Consider the following 22,710-nt stretch of genomic DNA (forward strand, 5'->3'; position numbering starts at 1 on the left):
GGGGGGGGCGGGCGCCGCCCCCCGCGCCTCACGGCTCCACCAGCGGGGGGGGGGGGGGCGGGCCCCGTCGGCGCGGCGGAAGCCGCTACTCCTGCTTCTTACGGCGGGTGCCGAAGACGATCTCGTCCCAACTCGGCACCGCGGCCCGGCGGCCCGGACGGACGCCGTCCGCCTCCGCCTGGCGGTCCGTCGTACCGGTCAACCGGTCTCGGTGGCCCGCCACCGAGCGCGGCATCAGCACATCCGCGTATGCCGAACCCGCGCTCGCCGCGGAGGCGGGCGGCTCGACGGCCTCCGGCTCCTCGACGGGCTCGTCCTGCGGCGGGGCCGCCGACGCGACCGGCGCCTCGGGCACGACCATGTCGCCCCGGAAGTTGGGCACGGCCTCCAGCAGGCTGGTGAGCGAGTCCCGTTCACCGAGACCGTCGTCCAGCGCGGCGGACGCGGGTGCCGGGGCGTCCTCGTCGCCGAGGCGCTCGGGCGACGTCCGGTCCCGGTCCCTGTCCCGGTCGCGCGGCAGCCGGGCGATCCGCGGCACGAACGGGAAGCTCGGCTCGGGCGTGTCGTCGGCCTCGCCGATCAGCGCCCGCGCCTCGTCGTCCACCGCCTGGACCAGCCGCCGGGGCGGGTCGTAGGTCCAGCTCGCCGAGTGCGGCTCACCGGCGACCCGGTAGACCAGCAGCACCTCCCAGGTGCCGTCGTCGCGCCGCCAGGAGTCCCACTGTGTGGTGTCCTTCTCGGCGCCGCGCAGCAACAGCCGCTCCGCGACGGCCTCGCCGAGCTGCGGTCCGGTGTTCTCGCCGGGGCGGCGCACGGGAGTCTTGCGGGCGCGCTCGGCCATGAAGGCGCGCTCCGCGAGCACCGGGCCCTCGAAGCGCCGCACGCGGTCGACGGGAATGCCCGCCATCTGCGCGACCTCTTCGGCGGTGGCGCCGGCACGTATACGGGCCTGGATGTCACGGGGCCGGAGATGGCTCTCGACCTCGATCTCGATCTGGCCGAGCCGAGCGCGGTCGTTGCGCACCGCAGCGCGCAGTCGCTCGTCGATGGGAAGCGTGTACTCCGTGCTGTCCGCAGCCTTGAGCACCAGCCGTGTGCCGTCGTTGCTGACGGCCACGACACGCAGTTCGGGCATGGGGACCTCCCGGGTGGTGCCTGCCGACGTCACGGTTGCGTCGCTGCTCTCCCGCTAGACGAGTGTGGCCTGCCCGGGTGCAGCCTGCCACAACTTTGCCGAGTTGCCCGGGCCGGTTGGTTGCCGCCTTTCTGACCCCTCCCGTTGGGTCCGGGCGGCCGGACGGGAAAGCGGGGCCAGGGCTCGCCACAGTACTCCATTCGGGCCGCTCAGGTAGAGCGGCACGCCAGCCGAGTTCATGGCCGGGAGGGGGGTGGCAGCCTGAATCCTTCGAAGTGAGGCCCAATTTGGGTGGCAAGTTTCACAGAAACGACAGAATCGGAACGATCTGCTTCGTTTATCGGTCACTTCTCCCAGCAGGCTGGAACGAATGTCCAAGCGAGGCGGGAGATGCGCGGCAAGGCCGACAGCGACGGACAACACAAAAGCGGGCGGATCGAGCTGAGCGTGGCCCATGTGGCCGGCAGTGCGCTGGCGGCCGTCGCCGCCGCGGTGCTCGCGTCCAAACTGGGCGTCTACGGGACGATCCTGGGCGCCGGTGTGGTGAGCGTGGTGGCGACCGCGGGCGGCACCGTCTTCCAGCATCTGTTCCGGCGCACCGGTGAACAGATCAAGGAGGTGCGGGTCCAGACGCGGCCGACCGGGCGCCGGCGGTACGGCGGTCCCGCCGGTCCCGCCGAGCCGGTCACGCCCCCGCCGCCCCCGGCCCCCGGCGACTACGGCGAGCCGACCACGCACGGCGCCCGGCCGCGCGTCCGGCGGCGCCACGCCGTGGGGGCGGCCGCCGTCTTCGTCGCCGCCATGAGCGTGATCACGGGGATCGAGATGTTCTCCGGCGGCCCGGTGTCCAACGTCTGGGGGGAGAACCGGACCGGAACCACCGTCAGCGACAGCGTGAGCGGCTCCTCGGGGCCGAAGTCCACCCCCGGCCCCGTGCGCCGGGACCCGACCGACCCGTCACGCGGCCCCGGCCCCTCCCGGGGCGGCGACGAGCCGCCGTCCCCGGGCATCTCCCGCGGGGGCGGCGCGGCCGGCGACTCGACCGCGCCGACGCCCGACGCGTCCGGTTCGTCCGGCTCCGGCAAGGGCTCCGGCGACGGCTCCGGCCAGGACGGCGGCACCGGCGGCGCGACCGCGCCCGGCACCTCCGCGCCTGCCACCCCGGGCCCCTCCCGGACCCCGTCCGGCGGTGCCACGGAGGGCGGAACGGACGCTTCCGGCGAGGCCGTGCCCACGCCCGGCGCCACCGGCGTGCCGTGACGTCAGCCGCCTGGCGCGCCGTGACGTCAGTCGCCCGGCGCGCCGTGACGTCAGTCGCCCGGGGTGCCCTGACGCGTCAGTCGGCCGACGGGCCGGGAGGCGTCAGTCGCCGAGCACCCGCCGCAGATAGTCGTTGGTGAACAGCCGGTCCGGATCCAGCCGGTCGCGCACCGCCGCGAACTCGCCGAACCGGGGGTAGACCCCGGCCAGATAGGCGGCGTCGCGGCTGTGCAGCTTGCCCCAGTGCGGACGGCCGCCGTGCGCGATCATGATCTGCTCGGCCGCCGTGAAGTACGCCCGGTGCGGGGTGCCCCGGTACAGATGGACGGCGATGTACGCGGTGTCGCGCCCGGAAGCGGTGGACAGCGGGATGTCGTCGGCGGGCGCGGTGCGCACCTCCACCGGGAAGCTGACCCGCAGTCCGGACCGCTCGACGGTCGCCTTGAGCTCGCGCAGCACGGTGACGGCGGCCTCGCGCGGCACGGCGTACTCCATCTCCAGGAACCGCACTCGGCGCGGAGAGGTGAAGACTTTGTAAGGGATGTCCGTGTAGGTCCGGGCGGACAGGGCGCGGCTGGAGATTTTGGCGATTCCGGGGATGGTGGCGGGGACCGCCCGGCCCACCGAACAGGCCACCTGGAAGATGCCGTTGGACAGCAGTTCGTCGTCCACCCAGCCGCTGACCCGGCCCACCGGGGCGGCGGGGCCGGTGCTGCGGTTATTGCGTTTGGTGTTGCAGTTGCCGGTGTGCGGAAACCAGTAGAACTCGAAGTGCTCGTTCTCGGCCACAAGCTGTTCGAAATCGGCCATCACGCGGTCGAAGGGCATGGGCTCCTCGCGCGCCGAGAGCAGGAACTCCGGTTCCACCCCGAAGGTGATCTCGCTGACCACACCGAGCGCGCCGAGCCCGATCCGGGCCGCCGCGAAGATCTCCGGGTTCTCCTCCGCCGAGCAGCGCAGCACCGAACCATCCGCCGTCACCAGCTCCAGACCCTTGATCTGGGCGGCGATCGAGGCGCTGTCCCGGCCGGTGCCATGGGTACCCGTGGAGGTCGCCCCCGCCACCGTCTGCTCCATGATGTCGCCCATATTGGCCAGCGACAGCCCATGGGCCGACAGCGTCTCGTTGAGCTGCCGGAGCGAGGTGCCGGCCGCGACGGTCACGGTCCCCGCCTCGCGGTCCAGCCCGCGCACGCCCGCCATCCGGTCGGGGCGTATCAGCAGCCCGTCGGTGGCGGCCGCGGTGGTGAAGGAGTGCCCGGTGCCCACCGCCTTCACCTTCAGCCCCTCCGCCGTCGCCCGGCACACCATCTCGGCCAGCTCCTGTGTGGACGACGGGGCGACGATCCGCGTCGGGCGGGCCATCACGTTCCCCGCCCAGTTACGCCACACGCTGCTCCCTACGGTCTTCACGGTCCTGACGGCCATCCGCACCCGACCCCTCCCGCTCTGTCGCCGGCCGGAGCCGGCGGTACCCGAGGAACGCCACCGCGGCCGCGAGCGCCCCGGCCACGGCCGGCACCGCGTACCCCGCCCGGGCGCCGGCCGCGTCCACCACCCATCCGGCGGCCGACGAGCCGAGCGCCACCCCGACCGCGAGCCCGGTGCTCACCCAGGTCATCCCCTCGGTCAGTTGCGCGCGTGGTACATGCCGTTCGACAAGGGCCATGGTGGTGACCATCGTGGGTGCGATGGCCAGGCCCGCGACGAAGAGCGCCACGGCCAGGAACGGCAGGTTCCCGACCAGTTGGAGCGGGATCATACTCACGGCGATCGCACAAATACCCCACAACCATCGACGGGACACCGGACCGCTCAGCCGCAGCACCCCGAAGACCGCGCCCGCGAGACAGGAGCCCGCCGCGTAGACCGCCAGGACCAGACTGGCCGCGCCCTTGTGGCCCTCGTCCTCGGCGAAGGCCACCGTGACCACGTCGATCGCCCCGAAGATCGCGCCGGTCGCCATGAAGGTGGCCACCAGCACCTGGAGCCCGCGCGAGCGCAGCGCCGAACCGCCGGTGTGGTGCCCGCGCGGATGCGGTACGGGCTCGGTGGCCCGCTGCGCGGTGAGCGAGAAGACCCCGGCCGCCAGGAAGCAGGCGGCCAGCAGCGGGCCCGCCTCCGGGAACCAGGAGGTGGACAGCCCGATCGAGATGACCGGCCCGACGATGAAGCAGATCTCGTCGACGATGGACTCCCACGCGTACGCGGCGTGCAGCTCGCGCGGGGAGTCCCCGTAGATCGCCGCCCAGCGGGCCCGCACCATGGAGCCCACACTGGGCACACAGCCGGACGCGGCGGCGAAGACGAACAGCGTCCAGTCCGGCCAGCTCCGGTGCGCGCTCAGCAGCAGCCCGCAGACGGCGGCGAGCGCCATGAGGGTCGCCGGGCGCAGCACCCGGCGCTGGCCGTGCCGGTCGACCAGCCGGGATATCTGCGGGCCGATGACGGCGGCGGAGAGCGCCAGTGTGGCCGACAGGGCGCCCGCGAGCCCGTACCGGCCGGTGAGTTCGGAGACCATGGTGACCACGCCGATGCCCGCCATGGACAGCGGCATCCGCCCGAGGAAGCCGGCCGCGGAGAACTTCTTGGCGCCGGGGGCGGCGAAGATCGCGCGGTAGGGGCTGGCACTGGGCAAGGCAGACTCCGCCGTGAGCAGGGTAAGGATCGTCGAGCGCTGATACAGATTACGGGCCCGTGCCTGGTCGCGCAGGGCCGTTTCCCGCCCGTCAGCGGCGGGTGGCAGGATCGGAAGCATGCCGGATCAGTCAGTACAGCCTGCCCCAGACCCCTATGACGCACTGCTGTTGCTCTCCTTCGGCGGTCCGGAGGGCCCCGATGACGTCGTGCCGTTCCTGGAGAACGTCACGCGCGGGCGGGGCATCCCCCGCGAGCGGCTGAAGGAGGTCGGCCGGCACTACTTCCTCTTCGGCGGGGTCAGCCCGATCAACGCGCAGAACCGCGAGCTGCTGCACGCGCTGCGCAAGGACTTCGCCGAGCACGGCCTGGACCTGCCGGTCTACTGGGGCAATCGCAACTGGGCGCCGTATCTGACCGACACCCTTCGCGAGATGGCCGCCGACGGCCACCGCCGGATCCTGGTGCTGGCCACCAGCGCCTACGCCTCGTACTCGGGCTGCCGGCAGTACCGCGAGAACCTCGCGGACGCCCTGGCCGCCCTGGAGGGCGAGGGCCTGCCGCTGCCGCGCGTGGACAAGCTGCGGCACTACTTCAACCACCCCGGCTTCGTGCGGCCCATGGTGGACACCACGCTCGCCGCCCTCGCGGAGCTGCCCGAGGGCCGGCGCGCCGGGGCCCACCTCGCGTTCACCACCCACTCCATCCCGACCGCCGCCGCCGACACCTCGGGCCCGGTGGCGGCGCACACCGAGGACGGGGAGGGCGGCGCATACGTCGCCCAGCACCTCGATGTCGCCCGGCTGATCGCGGACGCGGTGCGCGAGGAGACCGGCGTCGAGCGCCCCTGGCGGCTGGTCTACCAGTCGCGCAGTGGCGCCCCGCACATCCCCTGGCTGGAGCCGGACATCTGCGATCACCTCGAGGAGCTGCACGGCGAGGGCGCGCCCGCCGTCGTCATGGTCCCGATCGGCTTCGTCTCGGACCATATGGAGGTCAAGTACGACCTCGACACCGAGGCCACGGCCAAGGCCGCCGAACTCGGGCTGCCGGTCTCCCGCGCCTCGACCGTCGGCGCCGATCCGCGGTTCGCCGCGTGCGTGCGCGACCTGGTGCTGGAGCGCGCGGCCACCGAGCGCTTCGCCGAGGGCCGGGCGGCGACCGCCCCGGTGCGCTGCGCCCTGGGCGCCCTCGGCCCGAGCCATGACGTGTGCCCGGTGGGCTGCTGCCCGGCCCGGTCGCCGCGCCCCGCCGCCGCGGGCTCCGACTGACCGCGCCCGCCCTCACCCGCCCTCACCCGCCCTCACGCCCCGGGCTCCGACCGGCCGCGCCCGCCCTCCCGGCCCGCCACCGCCGCTCGCCCCTCCGGGCAATCCGCTAAGGAGCACGATGACCGACCCGCTCATGACCGAACTCCTCGAGACGGCGCTGGAGGCCGCCCGCGGCGCGGGGGACCTGCTGCGCGACGGCCGCCCGGCCGACCTCGGGGTGGCGGCCACCAAGACCAGCCCGATCGACGTCGTCACCGAGATGGACATCGCCGCCGAGAAGCTGATCACCGACCTCCTCGCCCGCCGCCGCCCGCGGGACGGAGTGCTGGGGGAGGAGGGCTCCAACAGCGAGGGCAGCAGCGGGGTGCGCTGGGTGATCGACCCGCTCGACGGCACCGTGAACTACCTCTACGGCCTGCCGTCGTGGGCGGTCAGCATCGCCGCCGAGAAGGACGGCGAGACGGTCGCCGGGGTGGTGATCGCCCCGGTGCGCGGCGAGACCTTCCACGCGGTCCTGGGCCAGGGCGCGTGGCGGAACGGGGAGCGGGTGCACTGCCGCCCCGCGGCCCCGCTCGAGGAGTCGCTGATCGGCACCGGCTTCGGGTATGTGCGCGAACGCCGCATCGGGCAGGCCAGGGTCCTGGGCGGGGTGCTGCCGCGGGTGCGGGACATCCGGCGCGGTGGATCGGCCGCCATCGATCTGTGCGATGTGGCCTGCGGCCGGCTCAACGGCTACTACGAGCGCGGGCTCAACCCCTGGGACTTCGCGGCCGGTGCGCTCATAGCGCGTGAGGCGGGCGCGCTCACCGGAGGGCGGCCGGGCGTCCCGGCCTCCACCGAGCTGACCATCGCCGCCGCGCCGGGCCTTTTCGAGCCGCTGCGCGGGCTGCTGGACGACCTGGGCGCCTGGCACGACTGAATCCCGCCCCCGGCGCCATCCACACACAGAAGCACGCGCACAGAAGCACACACAGAACCACACACACACGGAAGCGCCCCGGAGTCACGAGGACACCGGGGCGCGTCGGCGTGGTTACCGGATGTTTTCTGGATCACCATCCGGCGGTGAATGAGAATCGGTCACACGGTCACATGGAATCCGGATCTGGATCGGGTCCGGAATCCACAAGGGATCAGGCAAACGAGGCGCTTACTTCGACGCCGTGCTCGGCGGCGAGGCGGCGGAGGTCTTCCAGCTCCGACTGCTCCACGTCCACAAGAAAGTCGTCGCCCGTCTCACGGGCGCGAATGAGGTCGGACTTGGTGTTCTCTATGCGCTGCAGAATGCCTGCGGTGAACGCGTCCATGTTGCGCCCCCTCGTCGTGGGTCGGTGGCACGGGGGTGTGCCGACGGCGGGTTGATCACGTGAGTGGCCCCTGCCGACGGCAATGCCGGCCAGATATGCCGGGGACAGGGCGTGATCGCGGGTGTGCAGTCGTCCTCCCCACCCCGTCTTCGGGGGAAACCTCCGGACCCGAAAGAATCTGAATTCGGTGTTCCGGCCGCCGCGGGCTCCTCCGCCGCGGCCATGATCCGCACTCGGGATCCCGCGGCGACCCTCTTACCGCCGGTTTATGAGACTTCGAGGCAGGATGGAGGCGCCGAACACCCATCGAGTTTGGCGAGATCACCCCGCCCACTGAGGCAATCAAGGAAGGACCAACGACGTGCGCGTACTCGTCGTCGAGGACGAGCAGCTGCTCGCCGATGCGGTGGCCACCGGACTGCGCCGGGAGGCCATGGCCGTCGACGTCGTGTATGACGGAGCCGCCGCCCTGGAGCGGATCGCCGTCAACGACTATGACGTCGTCGTCCTCGACCGGGACCTGCCCCTCGTGCACGGCGACGACGTCTGCCGAAAGATTGTCGAACTCGGCATCCCCACCCGTGTGCTGATGCTCACCGCCTCCGGCGACGTCAGCGATCGCGTGGAGGGCCTGGAGATCGGCGCGGACGACTATCTGCCCAAGCCCTTCGCCTTCAGCGAACTGATCGCGCGGGTCCGGGCGCTCGGCCGCCGGACGACCGTGGCCCTGCCACCCGTCCTGGAGCGCTCCGGGATCAAGCTGGACCCCAACCGCCGCGAGGTGTTCCGGGACGGCAAGGAGATCCAGCTGGCGCCGAAGGAGTTCGCGGTGCTGGAGGTGCTCATGCGCAGCGAGGGCGCAGTGGTCTCCGCGGAGCAGTTGCTGGAGAAGGCCTGGGACGAGAACACCGACCCGTTCACCAACGTGGTGCGGGTGACCGTGATGACCTTGCGCCGCAAGCTGGGTGAGCCCGCGGTGATCGTCACCGTCCCCGGCTCGGGTTACCGGATCTGATCAGGCATGGCGACGACTCCGACTCCGCTGCCGCCGACGGCGCCGCCCAAGCCCAGCTGGGACCCGCAGGCCGGCTCGCGGCCCAACCCCTGGCTGCGCCCCACGATCCGGATACGGCTCACCCTGCTGTACGGCGGGATGTTCCTGATCGCCGGGGTGGTGCTGCTGACGATCATCTACCTGCTGGCCGCGCAGGCCCTGCACGTCGGCAATGAGCTGCCGTTCAAGCTCGTCGGCGGCAGTGTCCAGCCGACCAACAACACCTGCCCCGAGATCATCGGCCAGAGCAGCCCCGACCAGTTCAACGCGGTCCTGAACACCTGCATGAAGGAGCAGCGCCAGCTGGCCCTCGACGGGCTGCTGCGCCGCTCCCTGATAGCCCTCCTGGGCCTGTCCGTGATCGCCTTCGCCTTCGGCTACGCGATGGCCGGGCGGGTGCTCTCGCCGCTCGGCCGGATCACCCGGACCGCGCGCCAGGTGGCGGGCTCGGACCTGTCCCGCCGGATCGAGCTGGACGGCCCGGACGACGAGCTCAAGGAGCTCGCCGACACCTTCGACGAGATGCTGGAGCGCCTGGACCGGGCGTTCACCGCCCAGCAGCGGTTCGTCGCCAACGCCTCGCACGAGCTGCGCACTCCGCTGGCGATCAACCGCACTTTGTTGGAGGTGCAGCTCTCGGACCCGCAGGCGTCCCCGGAGCTGACCCAGCTGGGCAAGACCCTGCTGGCCACCAACGAGCGCAGCGAGCAGCTGGTGGAGGGCCTGCTGCTGCTGGCCCGCAGCGACAACGAGATCGTCGACCGCAAGCCGGTGGACCTCGCCGAGGTGGCCTCCCAGGCGCTGGAGCAGGTGCGGGCGGAGGCCGAGGACAAGGGCGTGGAGCTGCGCGGGCAGCGTGCGCCCGCGGTGGTCCAGGGCAACGGGGTGCTGCTGGAGCGGATCGCGCTGAACCTGGTCCAGAACGCGGTGCGGTACAACGTGGCGCGGGACGGCTGGGTGGAGGTCACCACCGAGAGCAGGCAGGGCCAGGCCGTGCTGGTGGTCGCGAACACCGGCCCGGTGGTCCCCGCCTACGAGATGGACAACATCTTCGAGCCCTTCCGCAGGCTCCGTACGGAGCGCACCGGCAGCGACAAGGGCGTCGGCCTCGGGCTGTCGATCGCGCGCTCCGTGGCGCGCGCCCACGGCGGCCGCATCGCGGCGGAGCCGCGCGAGGGAGGCGGCCTGGTGATGCGGGTGGTGCTGCCGGTATGACGTCGGCGAGAGGACGGCCGGGGATCCGACGGGTGTGTTCGCTTTGGGCGGAATTTTCGTGATCCGCCCACCCGATGTAAGGTGTGGGATCGATCACATGGGCGATTTTCCGGCCATATACTCTGTGTGATCGCCGCGGTTGACGGAAAGCCGGGAAAATCCGGGTTTTCAGGGGCCGTGATCACGGGAAGTACACGTCATGGCGCATGTGAGTGCGACATTCGGACCGTGTACGGTCCCGATGGCCATCCAACCCGATCACCTCTTCAGGGGTGCGGTTGGGTGTCGATTGAGTAACAGACCTTGATGTGAGGCAAAATCTCCGCCTCGGGTCGGGCACAAGTCCGGCCTCTCACGCGTTACGTGCGCTGGAGACACCACAGACACCCAGAGGGGGAGACAGACATGGCAACGGACTACGACACCCCACGTAAGACCGACGATGACGTCAACGAGGACAGCATCGAGGAACTCAAGGCCCGGCGGAACGACAAGTCCGCGTCGACCGTCGACGTGGATGAGTTCGAGCAGGCAGAGGGCCTGGAGCTACCCGGAGCGGACCTCTCCAACGAGGAGTTGTCCGTCCGGGTCCTGCCCCGCCAGGCCGACGAGTTCACCTGCATGAGCTGCTTCCTTGTGCACCACCGCAGCCAGCTGGCCGCCGAGACCAAGAACGGCCAGCCGATCTGCCGCGACTGCGCGGCCTGAGCCGCGGGGTCGGCGTGGAGGTGGAACACGACGACATGAACGAGACCGAGCGAGGCCGGATGGCCTCGCTCGCGACCGCTGTCGGCCGTGGTGTGCGACGAGGCGGTGAGCGCGCGAGAGCGGGGGTCTACGCGGTCGCCGACCGGATCATCGCGAACGCTCCACGCATTGCTGTCCGCGATCTCGCGACGCTGCGCAAGCAGTTCCCGGGGCTGGGCCCCGAAGAGCTCGCGGACAAGCTGGTGGCCGGTGCCGCGGGCGGCACCGCCACAGTGGGCGCGGGCGTCGGTGCCGCGGCGATGCTGCCGGCTCCGCCCGCCATGCCCACCGAGCTGGCCGCCGAGATCGTCGGCGTGGCCACCATAGAGTTCAAGCTGATCGCCGAGCTGCACGAGGTCTACGGGGTGCGCGCGCCCGGCTCCACGCGTCAGCGCGCCGTCGCCTACCTCGGCGCCTGGGCCGAGGAGCGCGGTATCGACGTCGCCCAGCCGGCGACCGTCAACGCGGCTCTCGGCGTCCAGATGAAGCGCGAGCTGCGGCAGCAGGTCCTCAGACGCGGCTTCCGGAACATGCCGTCCCTGGCGCCCTTCATGGTCGGCGCGGCCGTGGGAGCCGCGATGAACCGGCGCGACACCAAGAAGCTCGCGCGCAAGGTCCGCAAGGATCTGCGGGCCAAGCAGATCCCCTGGGACCTTCCCGTAGCCCTGGAGAAATGAGCTCCTCGCGCGCCCCTGTCACGCCGAGCGAACGGCCGTGAGCGCGGCGGCGAGCGCCTCCGGATTCCGTGTGGACACATACACATACGGTGTCGGGTCCTCCGGATCGGTGACCTCCACCCGCAGCGCCGTCGGGATGTAGCTGCGCAGCAGCATGAACGCCCGCGGATCGGCCTTGTAGGTCCGCCAGGCGGCCGCCTCGGCGGCGTCCAGCACCTGTGGCGTCCCCAGCGCCGTCACCGGGATCTTCGCCTCGCCGGCCACCAGTGAGTCCGCCACCACGCGCACCCGCGCCGAGCCGTACGAACTCACCGCCACACAGGCCAGCGCCGCCCCGCCGATCAGCCCGCCGAGCATCGGCAGGGTGCCGAACGGCAGCATGATCAACCCCACTGAGACCCCCATCAGGAGGGCGATGAACCACCAGGAACGGGGCGCGCTGAGGCGTTCGTCGTAAGGCCGCATGCGTATCAGCTTGGCATGGCCGCCGACCCGGACTGTTCTCGCGGGTAAGGTCAGCCGTTGTGAGTGGACGAACGACAGGGCTGACGCCGCCGGAGGGCTCCAAGACCCCCGTGCGCCACCCCGACGCGCCCGCGCCCGGGGAGATCCTCGGCGCGCACTACGACCAGTGCTTCGGCTGCGGCGACCAGGCGCGAGGCCTGGAGCTGACCACACGGGCGGGCGAGGGCGTGAGCGTCACCGCCGAGTTCACCGTGCGCAGCGGCCATCAGGGCGCGCCGGGCCTGGCCCACGGCGGGGTGCTCGCCGCGGCGCTGGACGAGACGCTCGGGTCGCTCAACTGGCTCCAGCGGGTGATCGCGGTGACCGGGCGGCTGGAGACGGACTTCGTACGGCCCGTACCGGTCGGCGCCGAGCTCCACCTGGAGGCACGGGTGGCCGCCGTGCACGGACGCAAGATCTACTGCTCGGCCACGGGCCGGATCGACGCCCCCGACGGCCCCGTCGCGGTGCGGGCGCAGGCCCTCTTCATAGAGGTGCGGGTCGACCACTTCATCGAGAACGGCCGGGCGGAGGAGATCGACGCGGCGCTCGCCGATCCGGATCAGGTGAAGGTCGCGCGCGCTTTCGAGGTGAACCCATGAGCCCGCTCCCCGTCGACGTGCTGATCCGCAGGGTGGACCCCGAGGTGCCGATCCCCGGCTACGCCCACCCCGGCGACGCCGGGGCCGACCTGGTCACCACCGAGCCCGCCGAGCTGGCCCCCGGGGAGCGCGCGGTTCTGCCCACCGGAGTGTCTATCGCGCTCCCGGAGGGGTATGCCGCCTTCGTGCATCCACGGTCCGGACTCGCCGCGCGCTGCGGCGTCGCCATGGTGAATGCCCCGGGGACCATCGATGCCGGGTACCGTGGAGAGATCAAGGTGATCGTGGTCAATCTGGACCCGCGCGAGAGCGTGCGGTTCGAGCGCTTCGACCGGATCGCCCAATTGGTCGTCCAGCAGGTCGAGAAGGTGCGCTTCCAGGAGGTGGCGGAGCTTCCCGGGTCGGCGCGGGCCGAAGGGGGCTTCGGGTCCACCGGCGGTCATGCCGCCGTGGACGGCACAACGGGTGGGAATGGATACGCTTCGGTCGGTTCCGACCGGGAAGGACGATGACGTGTTCGGACGTCGCCGCAAGCGCAGCAAGGAGGACGTCGAGTCGCTCGACGTGACCTCCGACGAGTTGGCCGAGGACGCGGAGGACGCGGACGGCGCTGAGGACACCGCCGCACCCGTGGAGGGGCGGGTGAGCCTGCCACCGGCCCCGCGCCCCGAGGGCCCCTGGGACGTGTCCGAGGTGCGCGAGCCCGGCGAGGGCCGGGTGGACCTCGGAGGTCTGTTCGTGCCCGGCGTGGAGGGCATGGAGCTGCGGGTGGAGGTCGCGGGGGACGCGATCGTCGCCGCGACCGTGGTGCTGCGGGATAGCGCCGTACAGCTCCAGGGGTTCGCCGCGCCCAAGAAGGAAGGCATCTGGGGCGAGGTGCGCGACGAGATCGCCACCGGCATCACCCAGCAGGGCGGGATCGTCGACGAGGTCGAGGGCCCGCTCGGCTGGGAGCTGCGCGCCCAGGTGCCGGTGCAGCTCCCGGACGGCAAGAACGGTGTGCAGGTGGTCCGCTTCGTCGGCGTGGACGGGCCCCGCTGGTTCCTGCGCGGTGTGATCTCCGGGCAGGGCGCGGTGCAGCCCGAGACCGGCAGTCTGCTGGAAGCGATCTTCCGGGACACGGTCGTGGTGCGCGGCGAGGGCCCGATGGCCCCGCGCGACCCGATCGTCCTCAAGCTGCCGGACGACGCGCAGATGGTGCCCGACGGGGTGCAGCAGGACGAGGCGCAGGGCTCGCGGTTCGCGGGCGGCGCCGACCGGCTCCAGCGCGGCCCGGAGATCTCCGAGGTGCGCTGAGCCGCCCTCGCGGACGAGAGCTCGCGGACGAGAGCTCGCGTACGGCAATCGCGTACGAGAGCTCGCACGCGGAGCTCGCGTACGACAGCTCGCGTACGACAGAGCACCAAGGCCCGGAAGGGGCCCGGGGCAGGGCCCCCGGGCCCCTTCGGCATGTTCCGGAGCCCTTCCTTCGGGTTTTCCGGGATTTCCCGGAACCCGTTGAACACACCCGCCGCACCGGCCGTACTCATGGGCGCGAGACCTTGTGACGCTCCGAGGGGGAGAAGGCGCGTCGCGAGAGACACCCCCTGTCCGACCTCAACGAGGTGAGTGATCAGATGTCGCGTGGCCTTCCGTTACTCCACCGCCGGAGAATCCTCCTCTCCGGGGCGATCGGCGGTATCACCTGTGCGGCCGTCGTGGTGGGAGCCGCCATGGCCGGTCAGGACGGCAGCGGCGACGCCAGTGCGTCGACCAAGGCGGCCTCGGCCATCAGCTGCCCCGCCGTAGCCGGTTCCCTCCCGGAGATCCCGGCGGAGGCCCAGGCCGAGGTGGACCGCAACCTCGCCCTGCTGGACACCCAGCTGGCGGAGGCCAACAAGCGGCTCAGCACCAGCCAGGGCGAGGGCGGCCCCAACTTCGTGCAGAACGCCATCCTCGGGCCGCTGGCGGACAAGCGGAAGTCCACCCTGGACCGCATCGCGATCTCCATAGGGCGGCGCGCCGAGAAGCCGGCGGGGCTGGACGCGCTCGCCGAGTGCACGCTGTCGGACGGCGGGGCGGGAGCGGGCTCCGACACCGGCGCGGGCGGCGAGGCGGGCGGCGCCGCGAGCCCGACCGCCGCCGCGTCCCAGCCCGCGGAAGAGCAGGGCGGAGGAGCCGACCAGGGCGGGGGAGCCGACCAGGGCGGCGGGGCCGGCGCGGGCTCCGGCCAGACGATCAACTGCCCCGATGTCGCCTCCGAGATCGGCGACGTACCGGCCGCCGCCCAGGCCGAGGTGGACCGCAATATCGCGCTGCTCCAGACCCAGCTCGACGAGGCCGACAAGCGGCTGGCCTCCTCCGCGGGCGAGGGCGGCCCCAACTTCGTACAGAACGCGATCCTCGGCCCGCTGAAGGACAAGCGCGCCTCGACGATCGACCGCATCGAACTCTCGATCTCCCGCCAGGGCTCGACCGCCCCCTCCGGTCTTGACGCCTTGGCGGGCTGCTCGCTCGCGTCCGGCTGAGCCGACGGCGTAAGGCCCGGCCCGATGTGAGCGTCTACCGGTGGGCCGTACTCTTCTCTGCGGAGTACGGCCCACCGGCTTTTTCATGGGGTTTGCCCCGAGAAGTTCGGGCGCTGCCCCGAGGTGAGCGGGCGCCGCGCGTCAGAGACGCGTCAAGAGGGCGCCGCCGACCGTAAGGGAGGCGTCAAGGGACGGCCGGTCCGGCCGGGGGCGGGGTTTGCTCGACGGGTATCGCCCGCCGGAGACTCGCCGAGCGCTCAGGCGCCGTCCAACAGGGAAAATAGGGGCATGGGACGCGGAAAGTTGCGGATCTACCTCGGTGCGGCACCGGGTGTCGGCAAGACCTACGCGATGCTGTCCGAGGGGCACCGCCGGGTCGAGCGGGGCACGGACCTGGTGGTCGGCTTCGTGGAGCACCACGGTCGCCGGCGCACCCAGGTGATGATGCACGGGCTCGAGGAGGTGCCCCGCCGGGAGGTGGAGTACCGGGGGCCCACCTTCAGCGAGATGGACGTGGACGCGGTGCTGGCGCGCCGCCCCGCCGTCGCGCTGGTCGACGAGCTGGCCCACACCAACGTCCCCGGCTGCCGGAACGAGAAGCGCTGGCAGGACGTCGAGGAGCTGTTGCGGGCGGGCATCGACGTCGTCTCCACCGTCAACATCCAGCACCTGGAGTCGCTGGGGGACGTGGTGGAGTCGATCACGGGGGTGCGCCAGCGGGAGACCGTCCCGGACGAGGTGGTGCGCCGGGCCGACCAGATCGAGCTGGTCGACATGTCGCCTCAGGCGCTGCGCCGCCGCATGGCGCACGGCAACATCTACGCGCCCGACAAGGTCGACGCCGCGCTGTCGAACTACTTCCGGCCCGGGAACCTGACCGCGCTGCGTGAGCTGGCCCTGCTGTGGACCGCCGACCGGGTGGACGAATACCTTCAGCAGTACCGCGACGAGCACTCCATCCGCTCCACCTGGCAGGCGCGTGAGCGGATCGTCGTCGGCCTGACCGGCGGCCCGGAGGGGCGGACGCTGATCCGCCGGGCGGCCCGGATGGCGGCCAAGGGCTCCGGCAGCGAGATCCTCGCCGTCTACATCGCCCGCAGCGACGGCCTGACCTCGGCCTCCCCCAAGGAACTGGCGGTCCAGCGCACCCTCGTCGAAGACCTCGGGGGCACCTTCCACCACGTCATAGGGGAGGACATCCCCGGGGCGCTGCTGGAGTTCGCCCGCGGGGTCAACGCGACCCAGATCGTGCTCGGCTCCAGCCGCCGCAAGACCTGGCAGTACATGTTCGGACCCGGGGTGGGCGCCACCGTCGCCCGGGAGTCCGGGCCCGATCTGGACGTCCACATCGTCACCCACGACGAGGTCGCCAAGGGCCGCGGGCTGCCGGTGGCGCGCGGTGTCCGGCTGGGCCGCTCCCGGCTGATCGCGGGCTGGGTGGTCGGGGTGGCCGGACCGGCCCTGCTCACGCTGCTGCTCACCGCCACCGGCGCCACCCTCGCCTCGGAGGCCGGGCCCGGTTTCGCCAACGAGGTGCTGCTCTTCCTGTTCCTCAATGTGCTGGCCGCCCTGCTGGGCGGCATGGTGCCCGCCCTCGCCTCGGCGGCCGTCGGATCGCTGCTGCTCAACTACTACTTCACCCCGCCCACCCACACCCTGACCATCGCCGACCCCGAGAACATCGTCGCCATAGCGATCTTCGTGGCGGTGGCGGTCTGTGTGGCCTCCGTGGTGGACCTCGCCGCCCGCCGCACCCATCAGGCCGCCCGGCTGCGCGCCGAGTCCGAGATACTGTCCTTCCTCGCGGGCAGCGTGCTGCGCGGTGAGACCAGCCTGGAGGCGCTGCTGGAGCGGGTCCGCGAGACGTTCGCCATGGACTCCGTCGCGCTGCTGGAGCGGGAGAGCGACGTCGCCCCCTGGACCTGCGCGGGCAGCGTCGGCGGCCACGGCGGCACCCCGCCGCCCGAGCGGCCCGAGGACGCGGAGGTGGACATGCCGGTCGGCGACCATATGGCGCTCGCGCTCTCCGGCCGGGTCCTGCCCGCCGAGGACCGCCGGGTGCTCGCCGCCTTCGCCGCCCAGGCCGCCGTCGTCCTCGACCGGCAGCGGCTGGCCCAGGAGGCCGGGCAGGCCCGTGAGCTGGCCGAGGGGAACCGCATCCGCACCGCGCTGCTCGCCGCCGTCAGCCACGATCTGCGCACCCCGCTCGCGGCCATCAAGGCGGCCGTGAGCTCCCTGCGCTCCGATGACGTGGCCTGGTCGGCGGAGGACGAGGCCGAGCTGCTGGAGGGCATCGAGAGCGGCGCCGACCGGCTGGACCACCTGGTGGGCAACCTCCTGGACATCTCGCGGCTGCAGACCGGCACCGTCACCCCGCTCATCCGGGAGATCGACCTGGACGAGGTGGTGCCGATGGCGCTCGTCGGCGTCCCCGAGGCCGATGTCGCCCTCGACATCCCCGAGGAGCTGCCGATGGTCGCGGTCGACCCCGGGCTGCTGGAGCGCGCCGTGGCCAACATCGTGGAGAACGCGGTGAAGTACAGCCCGCCGGACCGCCCCGTGCTGGTCTCCGCGAGCGCCCTCGGCGACCGGGTGGAGCTGCGCGTGGCCGACGGCGGGCCGGGCGTGCCGGACAGCGAGAAGGACCGTATCTTCGAGCCCTTCCAGCGGTACGGGGACGCCCCGCGCGGCGCCGGGGTCGGCCTCGGGTTGGCCGTCGCCCGCGGCTTCGCGGAGGCCATGGCCGGGCGGCTGACCGCCGAGGACACCCCCGGCGGCGGGATGACCATGGTGCTCACGCTGCGTGTCGCCCGCGACCGCCCGCCGGTCGCCCCCGGCCCCCCGGTCGAGGTCGGCTCCACGTCAGGTACAACGACAGGGAAAGGCAGGCCCGCCAGATGAACCGGGTGCTCGTGGTGGACGACGAGCCGCAGATCGTGCGCGCCCTTGTGATCAACCTGAAGGCGCGCAAGTACGAGGTGGACGCGGCCTCGGACGGCGCCACCGCACTCCGGCTCGCCGCCGCCCGCCATCCCGATGTGATCGTGCTCGACCTCGGCCTGCCCGATATGGACGGGGTGGAGGTGATCAGGGGGCTCCGGGGCTGGACCCGGGTGCCGATCCTGGTGCTCTCCGCCCGTCAGACCTCGGACGAGAAGGTCGAGGCGCTCGACGCCGGGGCGGACGACTACGTCACCAAGCCGTTCGGCATGGACGAGCTGCTCGCCCGGCTGCGCGCGGCCGTCCGCCGCGCCGAGCCCGTCGGGCGGCCGGAGGACTCGGTGGTGGTGGAGACCGACGTGTTCACCGTCGACCTGGCCGCCAAGAAGGCCCATCGCGACGGCCGCGATGTGCGGCTGACGCCCACCGAATGGCATCTGCTGGAGGTCCTGGTGCGCAACGCCGGGCGGCTGGTCAGCCAGAAGCAGCTGCTCCAGGAGGTCTGGGGCCCCTCGTACGGCACCGAGAGCAACTACCTGCGGGTGTACATGGCGCAGCTGCGCCGCAAGCTGGAGGCCGACCCCTCCCATCCGCGGCACTTCGTCACCGAGCCGGGCATGGGCTACCGGTTCGAGCGATGAGCGCGGGGACGGCGTTTCGCCGATGGCTCACCGGTACGCTGGCCGTATGAGTTCCGTACGCCAGCCCTCCGACGGGGCCGACAGGGGAGACAGGTCCGACAAACCGGCCGGCCGGTTCCGGCGGATGCTGGACCGGCTGTCGAGTTCCCAGGAGGAACTGCACTCCGCCGAGTTGCAGCAGGACGCGGAGGCCGCGGGCTGTACCAAGATCGGCGACTGCGGTGACCGTCAGATCGTCAAGGTGACGGGCACGCTGCGCACGGTGACGCTCAGGCCGCGGGCCGGAGTTCCCGCGCTGGAGGCGGAGCTCTTCGACGGCACCGCCGCGCTGGACGTGGTGTGGCTGGGCCGTCGCTCCATCATCGGGATAGAACCGGGGCGCAAGCTGATCGCCTCGGGCCGGATCTCCATGAGCCATGGGCGCCGGGTGCTGTTCAATCCGAAGTACGAACTCCGACCGCTCGGACAGGAGTAGCCGGTGACGCCAGACGACAAGACGCCCCCGACCGGGCACCGACACACCGCCGCCGACAGCAGAGCGGCGGCGGACACCGCGCTCCTGGAGGCGTTCGGCGGGGTGCGGGGCATGGTGGACACCACCGTCCCCGGTCTGGTCTTCGTCCTGCTGTACACGATCAAGCGGGACATCCACCTCGCCGCGATCGCCGCGATCGGCCTCACCGTGCTGCTCGGGCTCGCCCGGCTGGTGCGCAAGGAGACGCTGAAGCACGCCTTCAGCGGGGTCTTCGGGGTCGCGTTCGGCGCGATCTTCGCGATGATGTCCGGCGACGCGAAGAACTTCTATCTGCCGGGCATGCTCTACACCCTGGGCCTGTCGATCGCCTACATCCTCTCGGCGATCTTCCGCTTCCCGCTGATCGGGGTGCTGCTCGGGCCGATGCTGAAGGAGAACCTCTCCTGGCGCACCCGCAACCCGGGCCGGTTCCGCGCCTACACCCGGTCCACCTGGGCGTGGGGGCTGATCCTGCTGGCCAAGTCGGCCGTGCTGTTCCCGCTCTACTGGTGGGGGGACGCCACCCAGCTCGGCTGGGTCAAGGTCGCGCTCGGCATTCCGCCGTTCCTGCTCTGCGTCTATCTGACCTGGATCTTCCTGGCCAAGGCCCCGCCGCCGATCGACGTCATCGCGGAGATGGAGGCGGAGGAGAAGGCCGAGCGGGACCGGAAGCGGGCGAAGGCCGAGGCCGACAAGATCGCCGATCCGCTGCTCTCGGAGTGGACCGGCCAGATCGTGTCCGAGGCCCGTACCGAATCCGCCGACCAGCAGCCGCCCCGGCACTGAGACCCGCCACTGGACCCACCACTGAGACCCGCGGGGGGGGGGGGGGCCGGCCCCCCGCGGGAGGCTCGGCGACCCCACTCGCGAGTACGGCAGGCCCGGGGCTACGTCGGCGGCCGACACCACAGGTGTGTTCGACCCGGTGGTGGCGACGGGGTCCGTCTCGGCGGAGGCGTGCTGATGCCCGGGATGAACCAGAGCGCCGTCCGGCGGGTCAACACCTCGGTGATCCTTCGCGCCCTGGCGGTGTCGGCCGGGTCGATGACGCTGGCCGAGTTGTCCGAGCGGGTCGGCTTGTCCCGCCGCACCATCGAACTCATCCTGGACTCACTCGTCGACGCGGGCTGGGTGAGCGAACTCGAGCGGGTGCCGGTGAGCGGCTGCGCCGGGCGCCCCGCTCGCCGGTACGAACTGCGAGCCGACCACGCGCTGTTGGCGGCTGTGCGCGTCACCACCCTGGACGTGTCCGCGGTCGTCGCCGACGTGCGCGGCCGCATCGTCGGCCGGGCGCACCGGCCGCTGCGCGCCTACCAGGATCCGAAGGCCACGCTCGACGACGCGGCGGCGCTGGTGCTGGAGGCGCTCGACGACGCGGGCGGGTCGGCCGACCGGCTGCGGGCCGGAGCGATCGCGAGCGGTGGCGCGATCGACGACGACGGCGTCGTACGACGTCTGGTGCACACTACGCGTTGGGAAGGCGTGCACCTGCCCAAGGAACTCGGGCGGCGCATCGGCGTGCCGTGGTTCGCGGACAACGACACCAATCTCGGTGCGCTCGCCGAGCGTTGGCGGGGTGCGGCCGGTGACCATGACAACGTCGTATGGGCGATGCTCGGGAACCGGACCGGTCTCGGCATCCTCATACGCGGGGACGTACACCGTGGTTTCGAAGGCGCCGCGGGCGAGATCGCCGAGGCGGTGTCGCTGCCGGCGGGCTCGGTCGAGGACCGTCCCGTGGCGTGGCTGACCTCACCGGATCCGGCGCGGCGGCGTGTCGCGCTCGGCCGCTTCGCCGCGGCTCGGGCCGGCGATACGGCGGCGCTCGCGGAGGTCGACGAGTTCGTGGAGAACATCGCGTCGATCCTCACCACCCTGTCGTGGACGGTCGCGCCGTCACTCATCGTGCTCGGCGGCGGGCTGGAGGACGCGGCCGATGTGCTGCTGCCTCCGGTGCGCGAGGCGATGCGCGGCGCCCGTACCCCCGCCGTCGAACTGCGCGCCACCGTACTGGGCTCCGACGGCCCGCTCATCGGCGCCGTCAAGTTCGTGCTCGACCACATGGACACCGAGTTGTTCGGCCCGCCCGTCCCGAGCGCGTGATCGCGCATCCCACCAGTACTTTCCCCTCACACCACGTTTCGCAGGACAGGAGCCCGACCATGACCGGCACCAGCAGGACCGGCGTTCTCATCGTGGGCAGCGGCATCATGGGGTCCGTCGTGGCCCGGCTGCTGCGGGACACCGATCTGACGCTGGACATCACCATGGTCGACGGCGGTCGGCCGATCGGCTCGGCCCCCGGCCTGCACCTGCACGACCTCGACGACCCGGCCCTGTGGTCGCGCTACAACGAGCGGGTCGCCACCGGCATCCAGGGCCTGTACACGGGCGCCGAAGTGGTGCGCGACGTCGGGGACAGCATCACCGGCCTGGCACCCGGCATGTTCCACGCGCTCGCCTTCGGCGAGGACGCCGAGGCGATGCCGGCTGCCGCGCTCGCGTGGAACGCGGGCGGCATGGGAGTGCACTGGACCGCCGCGACGCCCTGGCCCGCCGGGGACGAGGTGTTCGACTTCGGCGACCCGGACCGCTGGGCGACGGATCTGGACACCGCGCGCCGCCTGCTCGCGGTCACACCCGCCGCCATCGGCCCAACCCCGGTCGGGCAGCGGGTACTTGACGTGCTGGGCCGACGCTACGACGGCGTCGGACCGGACGACCGGCGGCCGCAGCCGATGCCGATGGCGGTCACCGCGACACCGGCGGGACCCATGCCGCGCACGGCTCCGGGCACGGTCTTCCCCGCGATCGCGACGGGCGGGGACCCGGCCTTCGCGCTCCTGACCGGCACCCTCGCCACGGCCCTCGTCACCGAGGGCGGCCGGGTCGCCGGCGCCCGGCTGCGTCGCGTGGCCGACGGCGCCGAGTCCGAACTCCTCGCGGACACCGTGGTGGTGTGCGCCGACACCCTGCGCACCCCGCAACTGCTGTTCGCGTCCGGCATACGGCCCGCGGCACTGGGGCGTCACCTCAACGAGCACGCGTTCATCAGCGCCCGGGTGCTGCTCGACCTCGACCGGTTCGGCATCGGCCTCGACGCCCTGCCCCTGCCGCTCCCCGGCGAGTTCGCCACGGACTCGCTCTGGCTGCCGCAGAACGGAGCGGCGCAGCCGTTCCACGGCCAGATCATGAACCGCACGTACGTGGACGAGGCCGGCCGCCCCCTGGCGCACTCGGTGGGCCTGTCGCTGTACGCCCCCGTCGAGTCCCGCCCCGAGAACCGGCTCGTCTTCTCGGAGTCGGACACCGACCTCGCCGGGATGCCACGGTTCACCGTCGAGTTCGGCTACTCCGACGCCGACCGCGAGCTGATCAGCCGGGGGCGGGACCAAGTCCGATCGCTCGCCGAGGAGTTCGGGACGTTCGATCCCGAGACCGAACTGGCCCTGCTCCCGCCCGGCTCGTCGCTGCACCAGACCGGCACCGTCCGGGCAGGCGGTGCCGACGACGGCACCAGCGTGTGCGACCCCGACGGCCGGGTGTGGGGCTTCGACAACCTGTATCTCGCGGGCAACGGCGTGATCCCCACCGCGATGGCCGCCAACGTCACGCTGGCCGGCGCGGTGACCGCCGTACGGGCCGCTCGCGCCGTCGCCGAACGCATCACCGCGCCCGCCGTCCACTGAGAGGGGTCCG

At 72.1% G+C, this 22,710-nt stretch carries 22 protein-coding genes; 17 read left to right on the forward strand and 5 right to left on the reverse strand.

The window, feature by feature from the left end:
- Positions 1–85: 85 nt before the first annotated feature.
- Complete coding sequence (sepH, locus tag ACFXB5_RS37650) at positions 86–1,135, reverse strand: septation protein SepH (protein WP_385216889.1); 1,050 nt, start codon at positions 1,133–1,135, stop codon at positions 86–88.
- 390 nt (positions 1,136–1,525) lie between these two features.
- On the opposite strand from sepH, the gene ACFXB5_RS37655 reads away from it, so the two are divergent.
- Positions 1,526–2,395, forward strand: coding sequence for a hypothetical protein (locus ACFXB5_RS37655; RefSeq protein WP_385216892.1), 870 nt, complete (start codon positions 1,526–1,528; stop codon positions 2,393–2,395).
- A gap of 102 nt (positions 2,396–2,497) precedes the next feature.
- Here the strand turns inward: ACFXB5_RS37655 and ACFXB5_RS37660 are convergent, their stop codons facing one another.
- Positions 2,498–3,823, reverse strand: coding sequence for a D-arabinono-1,4-lactone oxidase (locus tag ACFXB5_RS37660; RefSeq protein WP_385216894.1), 1,326 nt, complete (start codon positions 3,821–3,823; stop codon positions 2,498–2,500).
- Positions 3,777–5,033, reverse strand: coding sequence for an MFS transporter (locus tag ACFXB5_RS37665; protein WP_385216897.1), 1,257 nt, complete (start codon positions 5,031–5,033; stop codon positions 3,777–3,779). The genes ACFXB5_RS37660 and ACFXB5_RS37665 overlap by 47 nt, the downstream gene beginning before the upstream one ends.
- Positions 5,034–5,151: 118 nt before the next feature.
- On the opposite strand from ACFXB5_RS37665, the gene ACFXB5_RS37670 reads away from it, so the two are divergent.
- Together ACFXB5_RS37670 and ACFXB5_RS37675 are read left to right on the forward strand one after the other, a co-directional pair.
- Positions 5,152–6,303, forward strand: a complete 1,152-nt coding sequence (locus ACFXB5_RS37670) for a ferrochelatase (protein ID WP_385216900.1) — start codon at positions 5,152–5,154, stop codon at positions 6,301–6,303.
- 118 nt (positions 6,304–6,421) lie between these two features.
- Positions 6,422–7,222 (forward strand): inositol monophosphatase family protein, encoded by an 801-nt coding sequence (locus tag ACFXB5_RS37675; RefSeq protein ID WP_385216903.1) that lies wholly within the window; start codon positions 6,422–6,424, stop codon positions 7,220–7,222.
- A gap of 214 nt (positions 7,223–7,436) precedes the next feature.
- Here the strand turns inward: ACFXB5_RS37675 and ACFXB5_RS37680 are convergent, their stop codons facing one another.
- Positions 7,437–7,610, reverse strand: a complete 174-nt coding sequence (locus tag ACFXB5_RS37680) for a hypothetical protein (RefSeq protein WP_020867951.1) — start codon at positions 7,608–7,610, stop codon at positions 7,437–7,439.
- A gap of 361 nt (positions 7,611–7,971) precedes the next feature.
- Here ACFXB5_RS37680 and ACFXB5_RS37685 point away from each other — a divergent pair, with 361 nt between their 5' ends.
- The 4 genes from ACFXB5_RS37685 to ACFXB5_RS37700 all read left to right on the forward strand — a co-directional run bounded on the left by ACFXB5_RS37685 (position 7,972) and on the right by ACFXB5_RS37700 (position 11,303).
- Complete coding sequence (locus ACFXB5_RS37685; protein WP_044569293.1) at positions 7,972–8,625, forward strand: response regulator transcription factor; 654 nt, start codon at positions 7,972–7,974, stop codon at positions 8,623–8,625.
- 6 nt (positions 8,626–8,631) lie between these two features.
- Complete coding sequence (locus ACFXB5_RS37690; protein ID WP_201852693.1) at positions 8,632–9,879, forward strand: HAMP domain-containing sensor histidine kinase; 1,248 nt, start codon at positions 8,632–8,634, stop codon at positions 9,877–9,879.
- A gap of 405 nt (positions 9,880–10,284) precedes the next feature.
- Positions 10,285–10,587 (forward strand): DUF4193 domain-containing protein, encoded by a 303-nt coding sequence (locus ACFXB5_RS37695; protein ID WP_009714537.1) that lies wholly within the window; start codon positions 10,285–10,287, stop codon positions 10,585–10,587.
- Positions 10,588–10,622: 35 nt separating this feature from the next.
- On the forward strand, positions 10,623–11,303 hold the full coding sequence (locus tag ACFXB5_RS37700; protein WP_385216907.1) for a hypothetical protein: 681 nt from the start codon (positions 10,623–10,625) through the stop codon (positions 11,301–11,303).
- Positions 11,304–11,321: 18 nt separating this feature from the next.
- On the opposite strand, the gene ACFXB5_RS37705 is transcribed toward ACFXB5_RS37700, so the two are convergent.
- The gene (locus tag ACFXB5_RS37705) at positions 11,322–11,768 is read right to left on the reverse strand and encodes a DUF3093 domain-containing protein (RefSeq protein WP_385216910.1); all 447 of its coding nucleotides are present in this window, start codon (positions 11,766–11,768) and stop codon (positions 11,322–11,324) included.
- A 59-nt stretch (positions 11,769–11,827) separates the two neighbouring features.
- Here ACFXB5_RS37705 and ACFXB5_RS37710 point away from each other — a divergent pair, with 59 nt between their 5' ends.
- The 10 genes from ACFXB5_RS37710 (at position 11,828) to ACFXB5_RS37755 (ending at position 22,700) form a co-directional block, all read left to right on the forward strand.
- A complete protein-coding gene (locus tag ACFXB5_RS37710; RefSeq protein WP_385216913.1) occupies positions 11,828–12,409 on the forward strand; it encodes a PaaI family thioesterase in 582 nt (193 codons plus the stop codon).
- Positions 12,406–12,921 carry a dUTP diphosphatase gene (gene dut, locus ACFXB5_RS37715; protein WP_191066121.1) on the forward strand — a complete coding sequence of 172 codons (516 nt, stop codon included), beginning with the start codon at positions 12,406–12,408 and terminating at the stop codon, positions 12,919–12,921. Before ACFXB5_RS37710 ends, dut begins: the two co-directional genes overlap by 4 nt.
- A gap of 1 nt (position 12,922) precedes the next feature.
- Positions 12,923–13,705: a DUF3710 domain-containing protein gene (locus tag ACFXB5_RS37720; RefSeq protein WP_385216916.1), complete on the forward strand. Its 783-nt coding sequence runs from the start codon at positions 12,923–12,925 to the stop codon at positions 13,703–13,705.
- Positions 13,706–14,025: 320 nt separating this feature from the next.
- The gene (locus ACFXB5_RS37725; protein ID WP_385216919.1) at positions 14,026–14,916 is read left to right on the forward strand and encodes a hypothetical protein; all 891 of its coding nucleotides are present in this window, start codon (positions 14,026–14,028) and stop codon (positions 14,914–14,916) included.
- 288 nt (positions 14,917–15,204) lie between these two features.
- Positions 15,205–17,817 carry an ATP-binding protein gene (locus ACFXB5_RS37730; RefSeq protein ID WP_385216922.1) on the forward strand — a complete coding sequence of 871 codons (2,613 nt, stop codon included), beginning with the start codon at positions 15,205–15,207 and terminating at the stop codon, positions 17,815–17,817.
- Entirely contained in the window at positions 17,814–18,497 is a 684-nt protein-coding gene (locus ACFXB5_RS37735; protein WP_044569286.1) for a response regulator, read from the forward strand. Before ACFXB5_RS37730 ends, ACFXB5_RS37735 begins: the two co-directional genes overlap by 4 nt.
- A gap of 124 nt (positions 18,498–18,621) precedes the next feature.
- Positions 18,622–18,972, forward strand: coding sequence for an OB-fold nucleic acid binding domain-containing protein (locus ACFXB5_RS37740; protein ID WP_037962343.1), 351 nt, complete (start codon positions 18,622–18,624; stop codon positions 18,970–18,972).
- A gap of 3 nt (positions 18,973–18,975) precedes the next feature.
- A complete protein-coding gene (locus ACFXB5_RS37745; protein WP_385216926.1) occupies positions 18,976–19,797 on the forward strand; it encodes a DUF3159 domain-containing protein in 822 nt (273 codons plus the stop codon).
- Positions 19,798–19,983: 186 nt separating this feature from the next.
- Positions 19,984–21,114, forward strand: coding sequence for an ROK family protein (locus ACFXB5_RS37750; protein ID WP_385216953.1), 1,131 nt, complete (start codon positions 19,984–19,986; stop codon positions 21,112–21,114).
- Positions 21,115–21,173: 59 nt separating this feature from the next.
- Entirely contained in the window at positions 21,174–22,700 is a 1,527-nt protein-coding gene (locus tag ACFXB5_RS37755) for a GMC oxidoreductase (RefSeq protein WP_385216929.1), read from the forward strand.
- Positions 22,701–22,710 lie beyond the last annotated feature (10 nt).

Source organism: Streptomyces sp. NPDC059455 (assembly GCF_042750115.1).
Taxonomy (GTDB): domain Bacteria; phylum Actinomycetota; class Actinomycetes; order Streptomycetales; family Streptomycetaceae; genus Streptomyces; species Streptomyces endocoffeicus.

Coding starts and splice junctions, on each gene's coding strand:
- ACFXB5_RS37675 (WP_385216903.1), top strand. CDS start 6,422: ATGACCGACCCGCTCATGACCGAACTCCTCGAGACGGCGCTGGAGGCC.
- sepH (WP_385216889.1), bottom strand. CDS start 1,135: ATGCCCGAACTGCGTGTCGTGGCCGTCAGCAACGACGGCACACGGCTG.
- dut (WP_191066121.1), top strand. CDS start 12,406: ATGAGCCCGCTCCCCGTCGACGTGCTGATCCGCAGGGTGGACCCCGAG.
- ACFXB5_RS37690 (WP_201852693.1), top strand. CDS start 8,632: ATGGCGACGACTCCGACTCCGCTGCCGCCGACGGCGCCGCCCAAGCCC.
- ACFXB5_RS37655 (WP_385216892.1), top strand. CDS start 1,526: ATGCGCGGCAAGGCCGACAGCGACGGACAACACAAAAGCGGGCGGATC.
- ACFXB5_RS37660 (WP_385216894.1), bottom strand. CDS start 3,823: ATGGCCGTCAGGACCGTGAAGACCGTAGGGAGCAGCGTGTGGCGTAAC.
- ACFXB5_RS37670 (WP_385216900.1), top strand. CDS start 5,152: ATGCCGGATCAGTCAGTACAGCCTGCCCCAGACCCCTATGACGCACTG.
- ACFXB5_RS37730 (WP_385216922.1), top strand. CDS start 15,205: ATGGGACGCGGAAAGTTGCGGATCTACCTCGGTGCGGCACCGGGTGTC.
- ACFXB5_RS37695 (WP_009714537.1), top strand. CDS start 10,285: ATGGCAACGGACTACGACACCCCACGTAAGACCGACGATGACGTCAAC.
- ACFXB5_RS37750 (WP_385216953.1), top strand. CDS start 19,984: ATGAACCAGAGCGCCGTCCGGCGGGTCAACACCTCGGTGATCCTTCGC.
- ACFXB5_RS37725 (WP_385216919.1), top strand. CDS start 14,026: ATGTCGCGTGGCCTTCCGTTACTCCACCGCCGGAGAATCCTCCTCTCC.
- ACFXB5_RS37755 (WP_385216929.1), top strand. CDS start 21,174: ATGACCGGCACCAGCAGGACCGGCGTTCTCATCGTGGGCAGCGGCATC.
- ACFXB5_RS37680 (WP_020867951.1), bottom strand. CDS start 7,610: ATGGACGCGTTCACCGCAGGCATTCTGCAGCGCATAGAGAACACCAAG.
- ACFXB5_RS37740 (WP_037962343.1), top strand. CDS start 18,622: ATGCTGGACCGGCTGTCGAGTTCCCAGGAGGAACTGCACTCCGCCGAG.
- ACFXB5_RS37735 (WP_044569286.1), top strand. CDS start 17,814: ATGAACCGGGTGCTCGTGGTGGACGACGAGCCGCAGATCGTGCGCGCC.
- ACFXB5_RS37705 (WP_385216910.1), bottom strand. CDS start 11,768: ATGCGGCCTTACGACGAACGCCTCAGCGCGCCCCGTTCCTGGTGGTTC.
- ACFXB5_RS37700 (WP_385216907.1), top strand. CDS start 10,623: ATGAACGAGACCGAGCGAGGCCGGATGGCCTCGCTCGCGACCGCTGTC.